Here is a 14,997-nt window from a genome sequence, read left to right as displayed (position 1 = left end):
GAGGAGGACTGCTTGCGATGAACCTTTATGAACGCGATCAGCGGGCCCTTTCCAGCATGGCGTCCCTGCGCTTCTTCCCTCAGGCGGCTGTCGGCGGCGAGGGCGCGTATCTCATCGACGAGCATGGTGGAAGGCTGCTCGACCTCTCGGCATCCTGGGGCGCGGCCAGTCTCGGACACTCCCACCCGGCGGTGCGCGCTGCGGTCGATCGAGCACTCGCGAGCCAAGCAGGCGCGAGCTACTTGTCTGGTGCAAACATCCCGGCAATCGAATTGGCTGAACGCTTGCTGTCGATCGTTCCCGGGCGGGCTGCCGGGCGGGTCTGGCTCGGACATTCCGGATCCGACGCGAACGAGACCGTGGCACGCGCCGTGGTGGCGGCCACGGGCCGACCCAGGATCATCGCTTTCCAAGGCGCCTACCATGGCGGCACGGTGGGATCGATGGCAATATCCGGGCATCCGGCGCAAACAAGCGTCCAGAGAGCCCCCGGCCTGACACTGATCCCTTATCCGAATGCCTACCGCGATGGTGGAGAGAGCCACGCGGCGGCAGCCGCGCTCCGGCATCTGGAGGATCTGCTGGCAGGTCCGTTACCGCCCGGGGAGGTCGCGGCGCTCTTCCTGGAAGCGATCCAGTCCGACGGCGGTATGGTGGTGCCGCCGCCGGAGTTCTTCCAACGGGTCGAAGCTCTGTGCCGTCGTCACGGCATTCTCATCGTGGCCGACGAAGTCAAGGTGGGACTCGGGCGGACGGGCCGCATGCATGCCTTTCAGCATCTCGGCATTGAGCCTGACATTGTCGTGTTCGGGAAAGGACTGGGCGGCGGCCTTCCGGTATCGGCCGTGGTCGGTCCAACCCCGATTATGAATTACCGCGCCGCTTTCTCCTTCCAGACCGTGCATGGCAATCCGGTCTGTGCATCTGCCGCCGTAGCCGTACTCGATACCATCAGAGAGCAAGGACTTGTAGATCACGCTGCCGCCGTCGGGAAGCACCTCAAGAACCTGCTCGCCGACCTCAAAAAGCGGCATTCGCTGATTGGAGACGTGAGAGGGGAGGGATTGGCGATCGGGGTCGAACTTGTGAGCGATCAGGCCACGAAGACGCCTGCCAAGCATCAGACCGCGAAGGTTGCATACCGAGCCTTCGAGCTTGGCCTTGTTCTCTACTATGTTGGTGTCAATTCCAATGTGCTCGAGTTGACGCCATCTCTCCCCCTCACGCACGACGAGGCAACCAGGGCTGTGGAGATCCTGGATCAGGCTCTGAGGGACGTTACCGCAGGCAGGGTTGATGATGGGTCGGTGGCTCGGTTCGCTGGCTGGTAAAGGCTGAGTCCGGATCGACGTTTTCGGGCTCTGATGGGTGCGCTCTCCCCACGGCCTTGGCGTGCCACAGTGGAGGTGTTGAATATCACTTGAGGGAGGCGTCCATGGAAGAAGTCGCACAATCGGCTTGGATCTGATGAAGTGCGTGTTCCGGGCCCACGCTGCCGAAGCATCCGGTGAGGTCCTGTCCAACAGAGAGCTGCGACAGCATCAGGTTCTCGCTCGTCGCCGTCCAACCGCCGTGCACCGTGGCAATGGAGGCCTGCAGCACCGCTCACTTCAGGCGTGAGAGATCGGCGGGCTCGGCCATTCCATACGTCTGATCCGGCCGGCTTACATGAAGCCTTTCGTCAAGCGCATGCTATCGCCTCGTCATTACTCTGCTGGAGGGTGCAATGCCCGAGAGAACGGCGATGGGGGCCGAAAACCGGCCGGTCTCGATCGTCAGAAATTGACGCGATCGCCTCCCTTGAGCGACAGCATGTTGCGCGCGTCGTCGGGGGTCGCGATCTCCAGACCCAACCCCTCAATGATCTGGCGCGCCATCTGCACCTGTTGTGCATTGGATTTCGCAAGCCTGCCCGGGCCGATCCAGAGCGAGTCCTCCAGACCGACGCGGACATTGCCTCCCATGGCCGCCGCTTGGGCCGCAATGGGGAGCTGGTTCTTGCCCGCACCCAGCACCGACCACTGGTACTCACTCCCGAACAGCCTGTCGGCCGTGCGCTTCATGTGAGCCACATCCTCGGGATGAGGACCGATGCCTCCCAGAAGACCGAAGACGCTTTGCACGAAGAGGGGCGGCTTGATGAGGCCACGGTCCACGAAATGGGCGAGAGTGTAGAGGTGGCCGATATCGTAGCATTCGATCTCGAAACGGGTGCCGTTCTCGGCACAGGTCGTCAGGATGTATTCGATATCGGAGAACGTATTGCGGAAGATCCTGTCACGGGATCCTTCGAGATACGATTCCTCCCAATCGTGCTTGAACTCCTTGAACCGGTTGAGCATCGGATAAAGTCCGAAATTCATCGAACCCATGTTGAGGGAAGCGACCTCGGGTTTGTAATAGGCTGCCGGGCGCACTCTTTCCTCCACCAGCATGGTCGGCGCGCCGCCTGTGGTGATGTTGATGACGCAGTTGCTGCGTTGCTTCACCACCTGGAGGAAAGGGGCGAAGGCCTCCGGCGACTGATCGGGTTTGCCGTTCCTCGGGTCGCGCGCGTGCAGGTGCACGATCGCGGCACCGGCCTCGGCCGCGCCGATGGCGGCTTCAGCGATCTCCTCAGGGGTGATCGGCAGGTGAGGGGACATGGATGGCGTATGGATCGCGCCGGTCACGGCACATGTTATGATGACTTTGCGGGCCATGGACTTTTCCTTCTCGGGAGATCACTGATCCGGTTGCGACTGCTTGTGGGCCTTCAGGGCTGCCAGGCGCCTGTCCCGCCAAGCCGAGCGCTGTGCGAGCTCATCGGGGCCCGGTGCTCCGCCCCAGGCCTCCAGAATGCGGCTCACATTCTCCCTGTCCCAGACATGCGGCCCCGCGGGATCCTCGGACAGGCGGCGGTAGAATCCGGTATAGCGGCCGCAATAATCGGCGATGCCGCCGGGCGCGTTGAGTTCGATGGTCTCGAAGGGGCCGAGGAAGGACCAGCGCAGGCCGAGACCGTCCTTCAGGGTTTTGTCGAGATCCTGCGGGCTCACCACACCTTCGCCGACGAGCCGGAACGCCTCTGCCAGAAGGGCGCCCTGGAGTCGGTTGAGGACGAAGCCCTCGACTTCGCGGTTGACGACGATGGGCACCTGCTCGACGCTGTCATAAATCGCTCGGGCGCGGGCGATCGTCTCGGGTGCCGTCCAGGGTGCCCCGCAGAGTTCGACGAGCGGCACGAGGTGAGGGGGATTGACCGGGTGCGCCACGAGGCAGCGGGCGCGGCCTGGCAGCCCTTCGGTGAAGCGGGACGCGACGATCGCCGAAGTCGACGAGGCGAGAATGCAGTCCGAGGGCGCGAGGCGGTCGAGTTCCGCGAAGATGAGCCGTTTGGTCTCGACGATCTCTGGGCCGTTCTCCTGAACGAGGTCTGCCCCGTGCACGGCCTTGGCCAGGGACGGCACGGCGAGGGCGCGCCCGGCTGCGTCTTCAGGGTCGGCGACGAGGCCATGCCTTGCAAGCTCCTCCAGCCCTTCGCGGATGAGGCCTGGCGCCCTCGCGAGCGTCTCGGGGCTCGGGTCCGTGATGCGCACATTCCATCCGGCTCGCGCAAAGACGATCGCCCAGGACCGGCCGATCAGCCCCGCACCAATGATCGCAGCACTCGGCATGCCGTCATCTCCCTCAAGTCTCACAGCCACAGGACCTTGCGGCGTAGCGCAAGATCGTCCCGCAGGTCCTTCGATGGACCCGTATGAATCACCCGCCCGCGCTCGAGCGCGACCGTCCGGTCGGACAGGGCGAGCGCGAGGTCGAGATGATGGTCGACGATGATGATCGAAATCTCGTGCCGGAGTCTATCGAAGCTCTCGAAGAGCTGCTCGACGATAGCCGGGGCAAGACCTTCGAAGGGCTCGTCGAGGAGCAATACCTTCACGTCGCCCGAGAGGGCGCGTGCAACCGCCACCATCTGCTGCTCGCCACCGGAGAGAAAATCCGCCGGGGTGTCTAGTCTCTCCCGGATGCGCGGGAAGTACTCGAAGATCCGATCCAGATCCCACCGGACGCCATGGCCGGTCTCGCGCTTGAGTCGCCCGAGCTCGAGATTCTGGGCCACGGTCATTCCGGCGAAAAGCCCACGTCCCTGCGGCACGTAGCCGATTCCCAGACGCGCGATCTCGGAGGAGGGGCGCCCGGCGATCTCCTGACCGTCGAGCCTGATCGAACCCGAACCGGGCGGCGCAATGCCGATCAGGGTCTTGAGCAGGGTCGACTTGCCCGCGCCGTTGCGGCCCAGAAGAGCGACGATCTCATGCTGGCGCACATCGAAGGACACGTCCGCCAGGACATGGCTTTTGCCGTAGAACGTGTTGACCTTCTCCGACACGAGCACGGTCGCCGCCTCGGCGGCGCTCTGCCGGGATTTCGCTGCAACAGTGGCAGCGCCGGAGCCGATGTAGATCTCCTGCACTTTCGGGCTGGAGCGTGCATCCTCCACCGTCCCGTCCACCAGCACCTGGCCCGCATTCATCACCGTGACGGCATCCGCGATCTGGAACACGCGGTCGATATCGTGCTCGACGAGCAACATCGGAACGTCCGCGGAGATGCGTTTGATGATATCGCCGATGCGCTGACGTTCGGCGGCGGCCAGACCGGCGAGCGGCTCGTCGAGCAGCAGCACCCTCGGTTTCGTGGCAAGCGCCAAGCCCATATCCAGAAGGCGCTGCCCGCCATACGAGAGGGCGCCTGCCTCGGCCTTCTCAATGCCGGCCACGCCGAGATAGCGGATGACAGCCGAGGTTTCGGCTTCGATCTGCTTGATTGATCGCGCAGCCGTCCACGGATCGAAGCGTTGCGGGTGACGGGCCTGCACGGCGAGGCGGACATTCTCTTCGACCGTCAGGGCAGGGAAGAGATTCGTGATCTGGAACGAGCGTCCGATTCCTGCCTGCGTGATCGCTTCAGGAGAGAGCCCGACGATCGAGCGACCCTGAAGGAGGACGTCGCCTTCATCGGGCGTGAAGTATCCCGATATCAGATTGAAGGCGGTAGTCTTTCCGGCGCCGTTCGGTCCAATCAGCGCATGGAGGCTGCGGTCGCGTACGGCGATATCGACCGACTGGACGGCCCTGAGCGCGCCAAAGCTCTTCGTCATGCCGCGCGCTTCGAGAATGACGCCGTCCACATGGGCAGCGGGCTTGAGAAAGGGCGGCAGGGGCTCCTCGGTCAGGGTGCGGCCCGCCATGGCGGCCTCTTCCGTCATCTTGGCCCGGAACGGCGCCGAGATCCGCTGTGCGACCCCGACCAGTCCCGTCGGCGAGAGGACAATGAACCCGACGAAGAGGATGCCGAAATAGAGGAGCCAGTGCGGAGTCCAGATCGACAGGAACTCCCGGAACAGGATGTAGAAAAGAGCCCCCAGGGCCGGCCCCAGGAAACTGCGCATTCCTCCGATCACGACCATCGCGATCAGCTCGCCCGAGAACGCGACGGAGAGGGGCTCGGCGGAGGCAAAGCGATGATTGAAAACCGAGAGAACGCCCGCGATTCCCACGACAGTGGCGGACACCACGAACCCGAGAAGCTTGTAGCGGTTGGTCGGATAGCCGAGAAAGCGGGCGCGCTGCTCGTTTTCGCGGATCGCCACCAGCACGCTGCCGGCGGGAGAGTTGTGAAAGCGCAGCAGGGCGAAGCAGACGGCAAACGCCACCGTCGCCACGAATCCATAATAGGTCCAGTCCGAGCTCAGATCGAGACCAAGCGCCCGGGTTCGGACGACGCCGCCGAGCCCGCTCTCCCCGCCTGTCAGCGCGGTCCATCGATAGGCGACGGCGAAGAGCATGGCCGCCAATGCCAGGGTCAGCAGGGAAAAGTAGACGCCGCGACGCCGCAGGATGAGCGCGCCTATGAGAGATGACGCACCCGCAATGAAGACCACGGCGAAGAGAGCCGGAAGAACGATGCCGTCCGGGAACCAGTGAAGCTGGCTCAAGGCCGCCGCGTAAGCCCCGAGCCCGAACCAGACGCCATGCCCGAAGGAGACGAGGCCCGTGTAGCCGACGAGGACGTTCAGGCCGAGGCAGGCGATGGCGAACACCACCACGTCGATCGACGAGCGAAGCGGCAGGCCGACGGGATCGAGAGCGAAGGGGAGCAGAATGAGCGCTGCCGCCGCGATGAGGAGAGGTAAATAACTCGTGCGCATCGACCTACTCGAATCTCTGGATGCGTTCGCCGAGCAACCCGCGCGGACGCAGAAGCAGCACGAGGGCCATCAGGAGGTACATCGAGGCCTCGCCGGCAGGTGGGAAGAAATAGATCGTGAGGCCGCGCACCACGCCCACGAGCGCTGCGGCGGCGATCACGCCCCAGAATGAACCCAGCCCACCGATGACGACCACGACGAAGGCGGCCGTGAGGATCTCTGCGCCCATGGCGGGATGCACCCCCGAGATCGGGGCCAGCAGGACACCGGCAAGGCCCGCTAGGCCGATGCCGAGCGCGGCGACGGCCGTCATGTACGGCTGCAGCGAGATGCCGAGCGCTCCGACCATGTCCGGGTCTTGCACCCCGGCCCGGACCACGCGGCCGAAGGCGGTGCGATAAACCAGGAACCAAGTCGCGGTGACGGCCGCGAGCGCCACGCCGAAGATGATGAGGCGATAGCGCGGATAGATGAAGTTGCCGAGAAAGACCTGCCCCCGCAGGGCTGAGGGGATGGAGAAGGGTTGGGGGGCCGCACCGAAGATCATCCGCAGGCTCTGCTCGATGATCATCGCCAGGCCGAAGGTCAGAAGCAGGCTGAGAATCGGATCGGAGCGGTAGAACCTTCGAAACAGCAGGCGCTCGATCAGGACGCCTAAAAGCGCGACGAGCACAGGGGATGCGACGAAGGCGCCTGCAAAGCCGATCCTGGGTGCCAACGTGACGGCGAGATACGCGCCGATCGCATAGAAGGCGCCGTGGGACAGGTTCACGATTCCGCCGAGCGAAAAGATCAGGGACAGGCCGAGGGCGATCAGCAGGTAATAGGCGCCCACCAGAAGGCCGTTCAGCACCTGCTCAAGAAGAAAGACGAACGCCAAGCGAGACTCCTTGTCCAGTCATAGGAGGCGTCCTCCCGCGAGGAACCCGAGCCGAGGGAAAACAGAATGCCGTCACCGCCCGGCCGGAACGGCGTTCAGCCGTTCCGGCCGGGCCGACTCTTGTCGTGTCACGCCTGCATCTTGCAGGTGCCGTCCTTCGGCGGCGCCAACGTCTCGAGGTCGTCATTCGGGCCGGGGACGGAACCCAGCGGTTCATAAATGTCCCATTGGTCCTTCATCTTGTCCGGATCCTTGGCGCGGACAGCATACATCTCCTGAACCATCTGGTTATCGTAGGCGCGGAAATAGCCCTCGCGGCCTTTCAGAATGTCGAATTTCGCGCCTTTGCGCAGGTGCTCGGCGAGCTTCTGAGGATCTGCGGACTTCATCTCGGTGAAGGACTGCGCGACGATCTTGAGGGAATTGTAGTCGCCCCAGCACTGGTTCTCCGGCGGTTTTCCGTACGTCTTTGTGAAAGCCTCGACGAACCTCTTGGATGACGGCGTGTCGACCATGTGATGCCAGATCAGCGGCCATATGCCCGAGAAGTTGCCCTTGCCCGCGCCCCAGGCCACCGCCGTGTCGAAGCCGAAACCGGTGATCGGGAATTGGAGCCCGTACTCGGCATACTGCTTGATGAAGTTCGTGATCTGGTTTCCGGCCAGATTCGAGGCGACGATGTCGGGCTGGGCCTGCCGGATCTTGAGGAGATAGGGGCTGAAGTCGGTGGCGTCGGTAGGAACAAGCTCCTCGCCGGTGAATTCGCCGCCGTTCTCCGACACGAACTTCTTGGCGACCCGGAAGAGATCGTGGCCGAACGCGTAATCGGCCGTGAGGGAGTACCACTTCTTCCCCTTGATCATGTTCTCGTTCTTCAGGTACGTGCCGACCGCCGTGACCATCATCGAGTTCGCGGCCTCGATGTGGAACATGTAGGGATTGCAGCTGGCCCCGCGCAGGGCGTCGGAATTGGCGCCGGTATTGATGAACACCGTCCTGGTCCGGTTGGCCACCTGACCGATTGCGAGGGCCGAGGCGGATGAAATTTCGCCGATGATCATTGCGACCTTGTCGCGCTCGATCAGGCGCTCAGCCTTGGCCGAGGCCGTCTGCGGGTTTACGGAATCCTCGATCACGAGTTCGATCTTGCGGCCTAGAACGCCTCCGGCAGCATTAATCTCCTCGGCGGCGAGCTTCACGCCCATCTGTGCGAACTCGCCGAGTGGTCCCAGAAAGCCGGTAATGGGCGTGAGGTGCCCGATCCGGATCACGTCGGATTGCGCCTTGACGATCGCAGGCATCCCGAGTCCTGCGAGCGCGGTCGCGCTGGCCGCTCCCTTCAGGAGCGTACGTCGGGTCAAGTCATCAGAATGTGCCATGGCCGTTTCCTTCCTCCCATGATGGTGTCGCAGTTACTTGCCGCGATCTGTGATCACAGTTAGACTGTCGGAAAATGTGCAACTTGTCGAGCCCCAACCCCACCAAGACCCCGTCGGCCGTCGCGCAGATCGACCGCCTGGAGCGCGTCACGCTGGGCGAACGCGTCCATACCAAGCTGCGTGACCTTCTGATGAGCGGCGAGCTTGCTCCCGGGCAGAAGATGTCCCTGCGCAGCGTCGCCGAAACCCTCGGCGTGTCGATGATGCCGGTGCGGGAGGCGGTGGCGCGGCTCGTGGCAGACCAGTCCTTGGAGGTGCTCCCGAACCGTGCCGTGCGCGTCCCGCTGATGACCTGCGCCCGCTTTCGGGAGCTGACGGCCGTGAGGCTCGCGGTCGAGGGCTTCGCGGCGGAGCAGGCGGCCAGGAGCCGCGCGGAATCCGATCTCGCTGCCATAAGGCACTTCGAAGAGGCGTTCCTCGCCGAGGCCCGGAGTCCGGAACCTGACGCGGACAGGGCCGTCCGGGCGAACAAGGAGCTCCACTTCGCCGTCTACCGGGCGACGGGCCTGCCGACGCTGGTGGGAATCATCGAGGGTCTCTGGCTGAAGATCGGGCCCGTTCTGAATTTCGACCTCAAGGCTTCTGCCGAGCGTCTGCGTACGGGCGGCGCAGCCGAGCATCATCGCAGCCTCGTGGCGGCGGTGAATGCCGGCGATGCGGCCGCCGCACGCAAGGCACTCGTCGCCGATATCGAGGGCGCCGCCGGCTTCATCGAGAGCACCGGGCGTCTGCTGGAATAGGCCCCTGCCGGCCCCTGGGACAACACTAGAAGAGCCCGCGCTGCAAGCAAGGCGCCCGGCTCAGGGAGGGAGACGACGACGATGGACCTCAACATCGCTGGGCTGCGTGTTCTGGTGACGGCCGGAGCCGCAGGTATCGGACTTGAGATTGCCCGTACTTTCCACCGTGAGGGGGCGCGTGTGCATGTTTGCGACGTCGACCGTGCCGCTCTTGAGGCGGCGGCTACGTCCGACCCGGCTCTGACCTCCTCTTTCGGCGATGTGGCGGATCGCGGCGATGTCGCCCGGGTCTTCGAGGAAGCCCTGCGGGCTCTCGGGGGGCTGGACGTTCTCGTCAACAATGCCGGCATCGCAGGGCCGACGGCACGGGTCGAGGAGATCAACCCCGAGGATTGGGACCGCTGTCTGGAGGTCTGCATCACCGGCCAGTTCAACTGCACGCGCCTGGCCGTGCCTCACCTGAGGAAAAGCCAGAATGCCTCGATCGTGAATCTGTCCTCCGCTGCGGGCCGGTTCGGCTTTCCCCTGCGCTCGCCTTACGCCGCCGCCAAATGGGCCGTGATCGGGTTCACGAAATCGCTCTCACGGGAGCTCGGCGAGGACGGCATCCGCGTGAACGCCGTTCTACCCGGAATCGTCGCCGGCGACCGCCAGCGCCGGGTGCTCGAAGCCAAAGCCCAGCAGCTCGGCGTGTCGTTCGAGGAGATGCAGCGCCGGGCGCTCGCGAACACGTCCCTGAAGGAATACGTAACCGCGCAGCAGCTTGCCGACCAGATCATCTTCCTGTGCTCGCCGCTGGGCCGGACGATCTCAGGGCAGGCCATTGCCGTCGATGCCGATCTCCAGGCTCTTTTCTGAGAAACAGCACCCTTTCAACGCTCGCGCCGGAACTCAAGCCATGACCTCTTCCAACACCTACGCCACCATCCCCGACCTTGCCGGAAAGGTCATTCTCATCACCGGTGCGAGCACCGGGATCGGAGCAGCGGCCGCACTGGCCTTCGGACACAACAAGGCGCGGGTGGCGATCCACTACAACGCCAGCGAGGAGCCGGCGCGGCAGGTTGCCGACGAGGTGCGGGCCGTTGGCGGAGAGGCGTTCCTGGTTCGAGCGGACGTGACCGAGCCCGAGGCGGCGGCGCATATCGTGGCCGAGACCGTGGGGCATTTCGGTCGGCTCGATGTTCTCGTCAACAACGCCGGAGGCCTCGTCAAGCGGACGACGATCAAGGATTACACGGACGAGTATGTGGATGCCGTGCTCGCCCTGAACGTCGAGCAGGTCGTGCGCTTCGTTCGCGAGGGCGTTTCCCACATGCGGGCGCAGGGCGGCGGCTGCATCATCAATGTATCGTCGATCGCCGCACGCCACGGTGGCGGGCCCGGCTCCGTCATCTACGCCGCGGCCAAGGGGTTCATCTCCGTCGCCACGCGTGGCTGGGCCAAGGAATTGGTCAAGGACGGCATCCGGGTCAACGCCGTCTCGCCCGGCGTCATCATGACACCGTTCCACGAGCGCTATTCGACGCCTGAGCAGCTTGCCGCCATGCAGGTTACCATTCCCATGGACCGCCTTGGCACGCCGGAGGATTGTGTCGGGGCCTTTCTCTATCTCGCCTCGGACCGGCTCAGCGGCTACGTCACGGGGCAGGTGATGGAGGTGAATGGCGGCCAATACATGCCTTAGGGGCACTCCGTGTTCGAGAGGATGGCGGGAAGGGACCTGGACCGATGATCGATTTACTCCATCGCAAGGCTCTCAGCGGCGTTGGCGTGACAGCACTGCTCGATCCTTGGGCTCAGCTCCAGCTCGCTACGGGACCGCATCGCCGCGTCCAGGCGACCGATCCCGGCCGGATAGGGGCACTGAACATCGCCGCTCACATCGTCTTCGGTTCGGGCTGTTCGAGGCGCACTGTTCATCCGCTTGGATGATCGCAAGCGATATCACAGGGCATCACGCAATCTTGGAGTGGAAAATAGGGAGAGCTGGCCAATAATCTTTTCGTGACTCAACCTAAAGCCAAGACCGGCTCCAGGTGAACGAGGAGCTGGCGCATCGGGAGGAAAGAATGCTGCGTCGTGGTTTCCTGAAGACACTGGCCGTTGCCACCATCTCGCTGGTCTCGGCTTTCGGATATGCTTGGGCCGCCTATCCCGAGCGACCGATCACCATCATCGTGCCGTGGGCCGCCGGCGGCGGCACCGATGCGACCGCGCGCATCATCGGCTCCCTGCTCGAGAAGGAGCTCGGGCAGCCGGTCAACGTCGTCAACAGAACCGGGGGCAGCGGCGTCGTGGGGCATGAGGCGATCGCGGCGGCGACGCCGGACGGCTACACCCTCGGGCTCGCGACTGTCGAGATCGGCATGTTGCATTGGCAGGGCCTCACCCAGCGCGACTACAAGGATTACACGCCCATTGCCCTGATGAATCTCGATCCGGCGGGCGTCCAGGTGCGCGCCGACGCCCCTTACAAGACCGTGAACGAGCTTCTGGACGACATCAAGAAGAACCCGGGCAAGTTCAAGGCGTCGGGAACAGGGCAGGGCGGCATATGGCACCTCGCGATCGCCGGCATGCTCGACAGCCTCGCGATCGATCCCAGCACTGTCCGCTGGGTGCCGAGCCAGGGCGCCGCGCCCGGCCTTCAGGATCTCGTCGCCGGCGGCGTCGAGGTCGTTCCCTGCTCGCTCCCCGAGGCTCGATCCCTCATCGATGCCGGTCGCGTGAAGAGCATCGCCATCATGAACCCCGAGCGCAATCCGGCGTTTCCGAACGTCCCCACGCTTGCGGAGCAGACCGGCAGCCAGTGGGAAATCGGTGCCTGGCGCGGCATCGTCGGGCCGAAGGACATGCCTGCGGACGTCACGAAGCGGCTCGCCGAGGCCCTGGACAAGATCTACAAGAGCAAGGAGTACAACGATTTCATGAACCAGCGGGGCTTCGGCATGAAGTTCGCGGCCGGTGAGGAGTTCCTCGCGTTCTGGAAGAAGAGCGACGAGGATCTCGGAGCGGTCATGAAAAAGGTCGGGTTGGCGAAGTAGCCGGCCGACTTCGATGCGCATCAACGATGCCGTCACCGGAGCGGTGCTCCTCGCCTTCGCAATCGCGATGTTCGCCTATGCGAGGACACTTCCGGCCATTCCGGGACAGGAATACGGCGCGGCCGTCTTCCCGATGCTCATCGCTACGGGCCTCGCGGGCTGCGGCGTCGTGATGATCGCCTCGGGCCGTCGGCGCTGGCAGGGCGCCGTGGCCTGGAACGACTGGGCTCGCACCCACCACGCCTGGGTGAGGCTCGCCGTCGTCATCGCCCTGGTCCTGGCCTATATCCTGGCCGCGCCGATACTCGGTTTCGTGCCGATGTCGATCGTCATCCTGCTGGTGTTCCTGCTGATGATGGGCGTCCGGTGGTGGATCGCCGCGGCAGTGGCGTTCGCCGCGACGATCCTGATTCAGCAGACCTTCGCGGGATTGCTGCGCGTCCCCCTCCCACTCGGCCTGCTTGGGCCCTGATCCGGATGACGACATGAGTGCCATCCAGACAGCTCTCGGGCTCGTATTCCAGCCGACGGTGCTGGTGACCATTTTTCTCGCGGCCCTGTTCGGCCTCGTGGTCGGCGCGATCCCGGGCCTGACCGCCACGATGGCGATCGCGCTCCTGGTTCCGGTGACCTTTTTCATGGATCCGGTTCCGGCCGTGGGAGCCATGGTGACCTGCTCCGCCATGGCCATTTTCGCCGGCGACATTCCCGGAACGCTCCTGCGCATTCCGGGAACTCCGGCATCTGCGGCATATTCGGACGAAGCTTACATGATGACCCGCAACGGCGAGGGGGAGATCGCGCTCGGCGCGAATCTGCTCTTTTCGGTCATCGGCGGATTGTTCGGAACGGTCGTGCTGATCCTGGCGGCCCCCGTCCTTGCCGAGGTCGCCTTGCAGTTCAGCTCCTTCGAGTATTTCTGGCTGGCATTGCTCGGGCTGACCTGTGCGGTCTTCATCGGAACAGGATCGCCTGTAAAAGGTCTCGTGAGCCTGTTCATCGGCCTGTTCGTCGCGACCATCGGGCTGAACAATCCGGCCGGGGTGCCCCGCTTCACCTTCGGCAGCACCGAACTCACCGGAGGCGTGAACTTCATCGCGGCGATGATCGGCCTCTTCGCCGTGTCCGAGGTCTTCCGGTTCGCCATCTCCCACAGCGTTCAGGCCGGGCCGCAGGCGGTCATGGGCAATCTCTTCCGAGGCTGGGGGCGGATGATGGTTCAGTACTGGCCGCAGCAGCTGCGCGGGAACGTACTGGGCACGATCATCGGAGCGCTTCCGGGAGCCGGCGCCGACATCGCGGCCTGGGTCAGTTACGCGATCAGCAAGAAGATGTCCCGCACTCCCGAGAAGTACGGAAAGGGGCACGTGGAGGGGATCATCGAAAGCACGTCGTCGAACAATGCGGCGCTCGCCGGCGCCTGGGTCCCTGCGCTGGTCTTCGGCATCCCTGGCGACAGCATCACGGCCATCGTGATCGGCGTGCTCTACCTGAAAAACATGAACCCGGGCCCGATGATCTTTCTGAACAATCCGCAATACATCTATGCGGTCTTCATCATCTTCATCCTGGCCAATCTGGTGATGCTGCCCCTGGGCTGGGCCGCCATCAAGGGCGCCCGAACCATCCTGCGCATTCCGCGCGAGATCCTGATGCCGTGCATTCTCATGTTCTGCATCGTGGGCGCCTTCGCCGTCAACAACTCCGCTTTCGGCGTGGCCGTGATGCTGGTGTTCGGCGTGCTCGGGTTCCTGATGGAAGAGAACGACATTCCCGTCGCACCCTGCATCCTCGGCATCGTGCTCGGGCCGACGCTCGAGGAGAACTTCGTGACTTCCATGATCAAGTCGGACGGCAGCTATCTTGCATTCTTCGAGCGGCCGATCGCCGGCGCGCTCGGCGTCGCTACTCTGCTCGTCTGGCTCGTACCCGTGCTGCTCATGGCGCTGCGCTCCAGAAAGGCTGCGGCGCCGAGACAGGGCTGAAAGGCCTGTCCCGAACCGGGATCCATGGATGCAGACGGATGCCCTGATGATCACCTTGATGGGGTTGCAGGGCCGTTCCGGCAACCAGGGGGCTGAACGGGTGGACGGCTCGCCCGGTCGCGGAGCGCAGAAGTCGGCCTCCTCATGGAATAACCATGAAGTAGTAGCATGTCAGGACAGCATTGCCGCCAATCGCGAAGCGTGCCCAAATATTACCCGGTCCATATAGGCGTGTTCCATCAGCCTATAACTCTACAGGGAACGCCATGAAATATAGTGCAAAGCTGCGAGCGAAGAACGAGGCGAGCACCTATTCGCCCGTGATTGCGCCAGAGACTAAGGAGAGATTTCATGATCTCTTGAACGCTCTGGAGTGCATGGACGCGCGAACGGCTCGCGAACTGGAAAGACTGGACAAGAGCGGCGCTGAGGAGGACCTCAAGGAGTTCGTCAGGCAGAGCATCGTTTCCCGTCATCAGGAAATACGCCTGCCTCTCCAAGAAGCGGCGGAGGAATTGCGTGCGCAGTTCCAGGGATCGCTCCCGGAGGACGATCATTGATCACGACCCGCGCGCCGTGGAGGGGAATGCTCTCCTCCCCGGAAGGAGCACGAGCCTCGTCTGTCGAGCCATGGCGGAAGGCGGGTGAGGCTAGATTGGTGTAGGCGGCGTGTCGACGCGGGTGACGAACCTGCCGGAATCGAGATGCGAGAG

At 63.9% G+C, this 14,997-nt stretch carries 14 protein-coding genes; 9 read left to right on the top strand and 5 right to left on the bottom strand.

Annotated features, from left to right (window positions below; translation table 11 throughout):
- Positions 1-17 precede the first annotated feature (17 nt).
- A complete protein-coding gene (locus GR328_RS03940) occupies positions 18-1,331 on the top strand; it encodes an aspartate aminotransferase family protein (protein WP_160883219.1) in 1,314 nt (437 codons plus the stop codon).
- A 444-nt stretch (positions 1,332-1,775) separates the two neighbouring features.
- Here GR328_RS03940 and kce read toward each other — a convergent pair whose 3' ends face one another.
- The 5 genes from kce to GR328_RS03915 all read right to left on the bottom strand — a co-directional run bounded on the left by kce (position 1,776) and on the right by GR328_RS03915 (position 8,452).
- A complete protein-coding gene (gene kce, locus GR328_RS03935) occupies positions 1,776-2,702 on the bottom strand; it encodes a 3,5-dioxohexanoate:acetyl-CoA acetone transferase (protein ID WP_160883218.1) in 927 nt (308 codons plus the stop codon).
- Between the two features lie 21 nt (positions 2,703-2,723).
- Positions 2,724-3,656 carry a 3-hydroxyacyl-CoA dehydrogenase gene (locus GR328_RS03930; protein ID WP_160883217.1) on the bottom strand — a complete coding sequence of 311 codons (933 nt, stop codon included), beginning with the start codon at positions 3,654-3,656 and terminating at the stop codon, positions 2,724-2,726.
- 20 nt (positions 3,657-3,676) lie between these two features.
- Positions 3,677-6,193, bottom strand: coding sequence for a branched-chain amino acid ABC transporter ATP-binding protein/permease (locus GR328_RS03925; RefSeq protein WP_160883216.1), 2,517 nt, complete (start codon positions 6,191-6,193; stop codon positions 3,677-3,679).
- A gap of 4 nt (positions 6,194-6,197) precedes the next feature.
- Entirely contained in the window at positions 6,198-7,073 is an 876-nt protein-coding gene (locus GR328_RS03920) for a branched-chain amino acid ABC transporter permease (RefSeq protein WP_160883215.1), read from the bottom strand.
- 128 nt (positions 7,074-7,201) lie between these two features.
- Positions 7,202-8,452: a substrate-binding domain-containing protein gene (locus GR328_RS03915; RefSeq protein WP_160883214.1), complete on the bottom strand. Its 1,251-nt coding sequence runs from the start codon at positions 8,450-8,452 to the stop codon at positions 7,202-7,204.
- An 83-nt stretch (positions 8,453-8,535) separates the two neighbouring features.
- Between GR328_RS03915 and GR328_RS03910 the strand changes: the two genes are divergently transcribed.
- From GR328_RS03910 to GR328_RS03880, 8 genes are all read left to right on the top strand, one after another.
- Positions 8,536-9,252: a GntR family transcriptional regulator gene (locus tag GR328_RS03910; RefSeq protein ID WP_246215667.1), complete on the top strand. Its 717-nt coding sequence runs from the start codon at positions 8,536-8,538 to the stop codon at positions 9,250-9,252.
- A gap of 81 nt (positions 9,253-9,333) precedes the next feature.
- On the top strand, positions 9,334-10,110 hold the full coding sequence (locus GR328_RS03905) for an SDR family oxidoreductase (RefSeq protein ID WP_160883212.1): 777 nt from the start codon (positions 9,334-9,336) through the stop codon (positions 10,108-10,110).
- 40 nt (positions 10,111-10,150) lie between these two features.
- The gene (locus GR328_RS03900; protein WP_160883211.1) at positions 10,151-10,939 is read left to right on the top strand and encodes an SDR family NAD(P)-dependent oxidoreductase; all 789 of its coding nucleotides are present in this window, start codon (positions 10,151-10,153) and stop codon (positions 10,937-10,939) included.
- Between the two features lie 44 nt (positions 10,940-10,983).
- Positions 10,984-11,187 (top strand): hypothetical protein, encoded by a 204-nt coding sequence (locus GR328_RS26810; RefSeq protein ID WP_205789721.1) that lies wholly within the window; start codon positions 10,984-10,986, stop codon positions 11,185-11,187.
- A 137-nt stretch (positions 11,188-11,324) separates the two neighbouring features.
- The gene (locus GR328_RS03895; RefSeq protein WP_160883210.1) at positions 11,325-12,299 is read left to right on the top strand and encodes a Bug family tripartite tricarboxylate transporter substrate binding protein; all 975 of its coding nucleotides are present in this window, start codon (positions 11,325-11,327) and stop codon (positions 12,297-12,299) included.
- Positions 12,300-12,312: 13 nt separating this feature from the next.
- Complete coding sequence (locus GR328_RS03890) at positions 12,313-12,771, top strand: tripartite tricarboxylate transporter TctB family protein (RefSeq protein WP_160883209.1); 459 nt, start codon at positions 12,313-12,315, stop codon at positions 12,769-12,771.
- Between the two features lie 13 nt (positions 12,772-12,784).
- Entirely contained in the window at positions 12,785-14,284 is a 1,500-nt protein-coding gene (locus tag GR328_RS03885; protein ID WP_160883208.1) for a tripartite tricarboxylate transporter permease, read from the top strand.
- 266 nt (positions 14,285-14,550) lie between these two features.
- Positions 14,551-14,844: a hypothetical protein gene (locus GR328_RS03880; protein ID WP_160883207.1), complete on the top strand. Its 294-nt coding sequence runs from the start codon at positions 14,551-14,553 to the stop codon at positions 14,842-14,844.
- The last annotated feature ends 153 nt before the right edge of the window (positions 14,845-14,997 follow it).

The sequence above is a fragment of the Microvirga makkahensis genome (assembly GCF_009830105.1).
GTDB classification, from domain to species: domain Bacteria; phylum Pseudomonadota; class Alphaproteobacteria; order Rhizobiales; family Beijerinckiaceae; genus Microvirga; species Microvirga makkahensis.
This window is presented reverse-complemented; position numbering and strand designations above follow the sequence as displayed.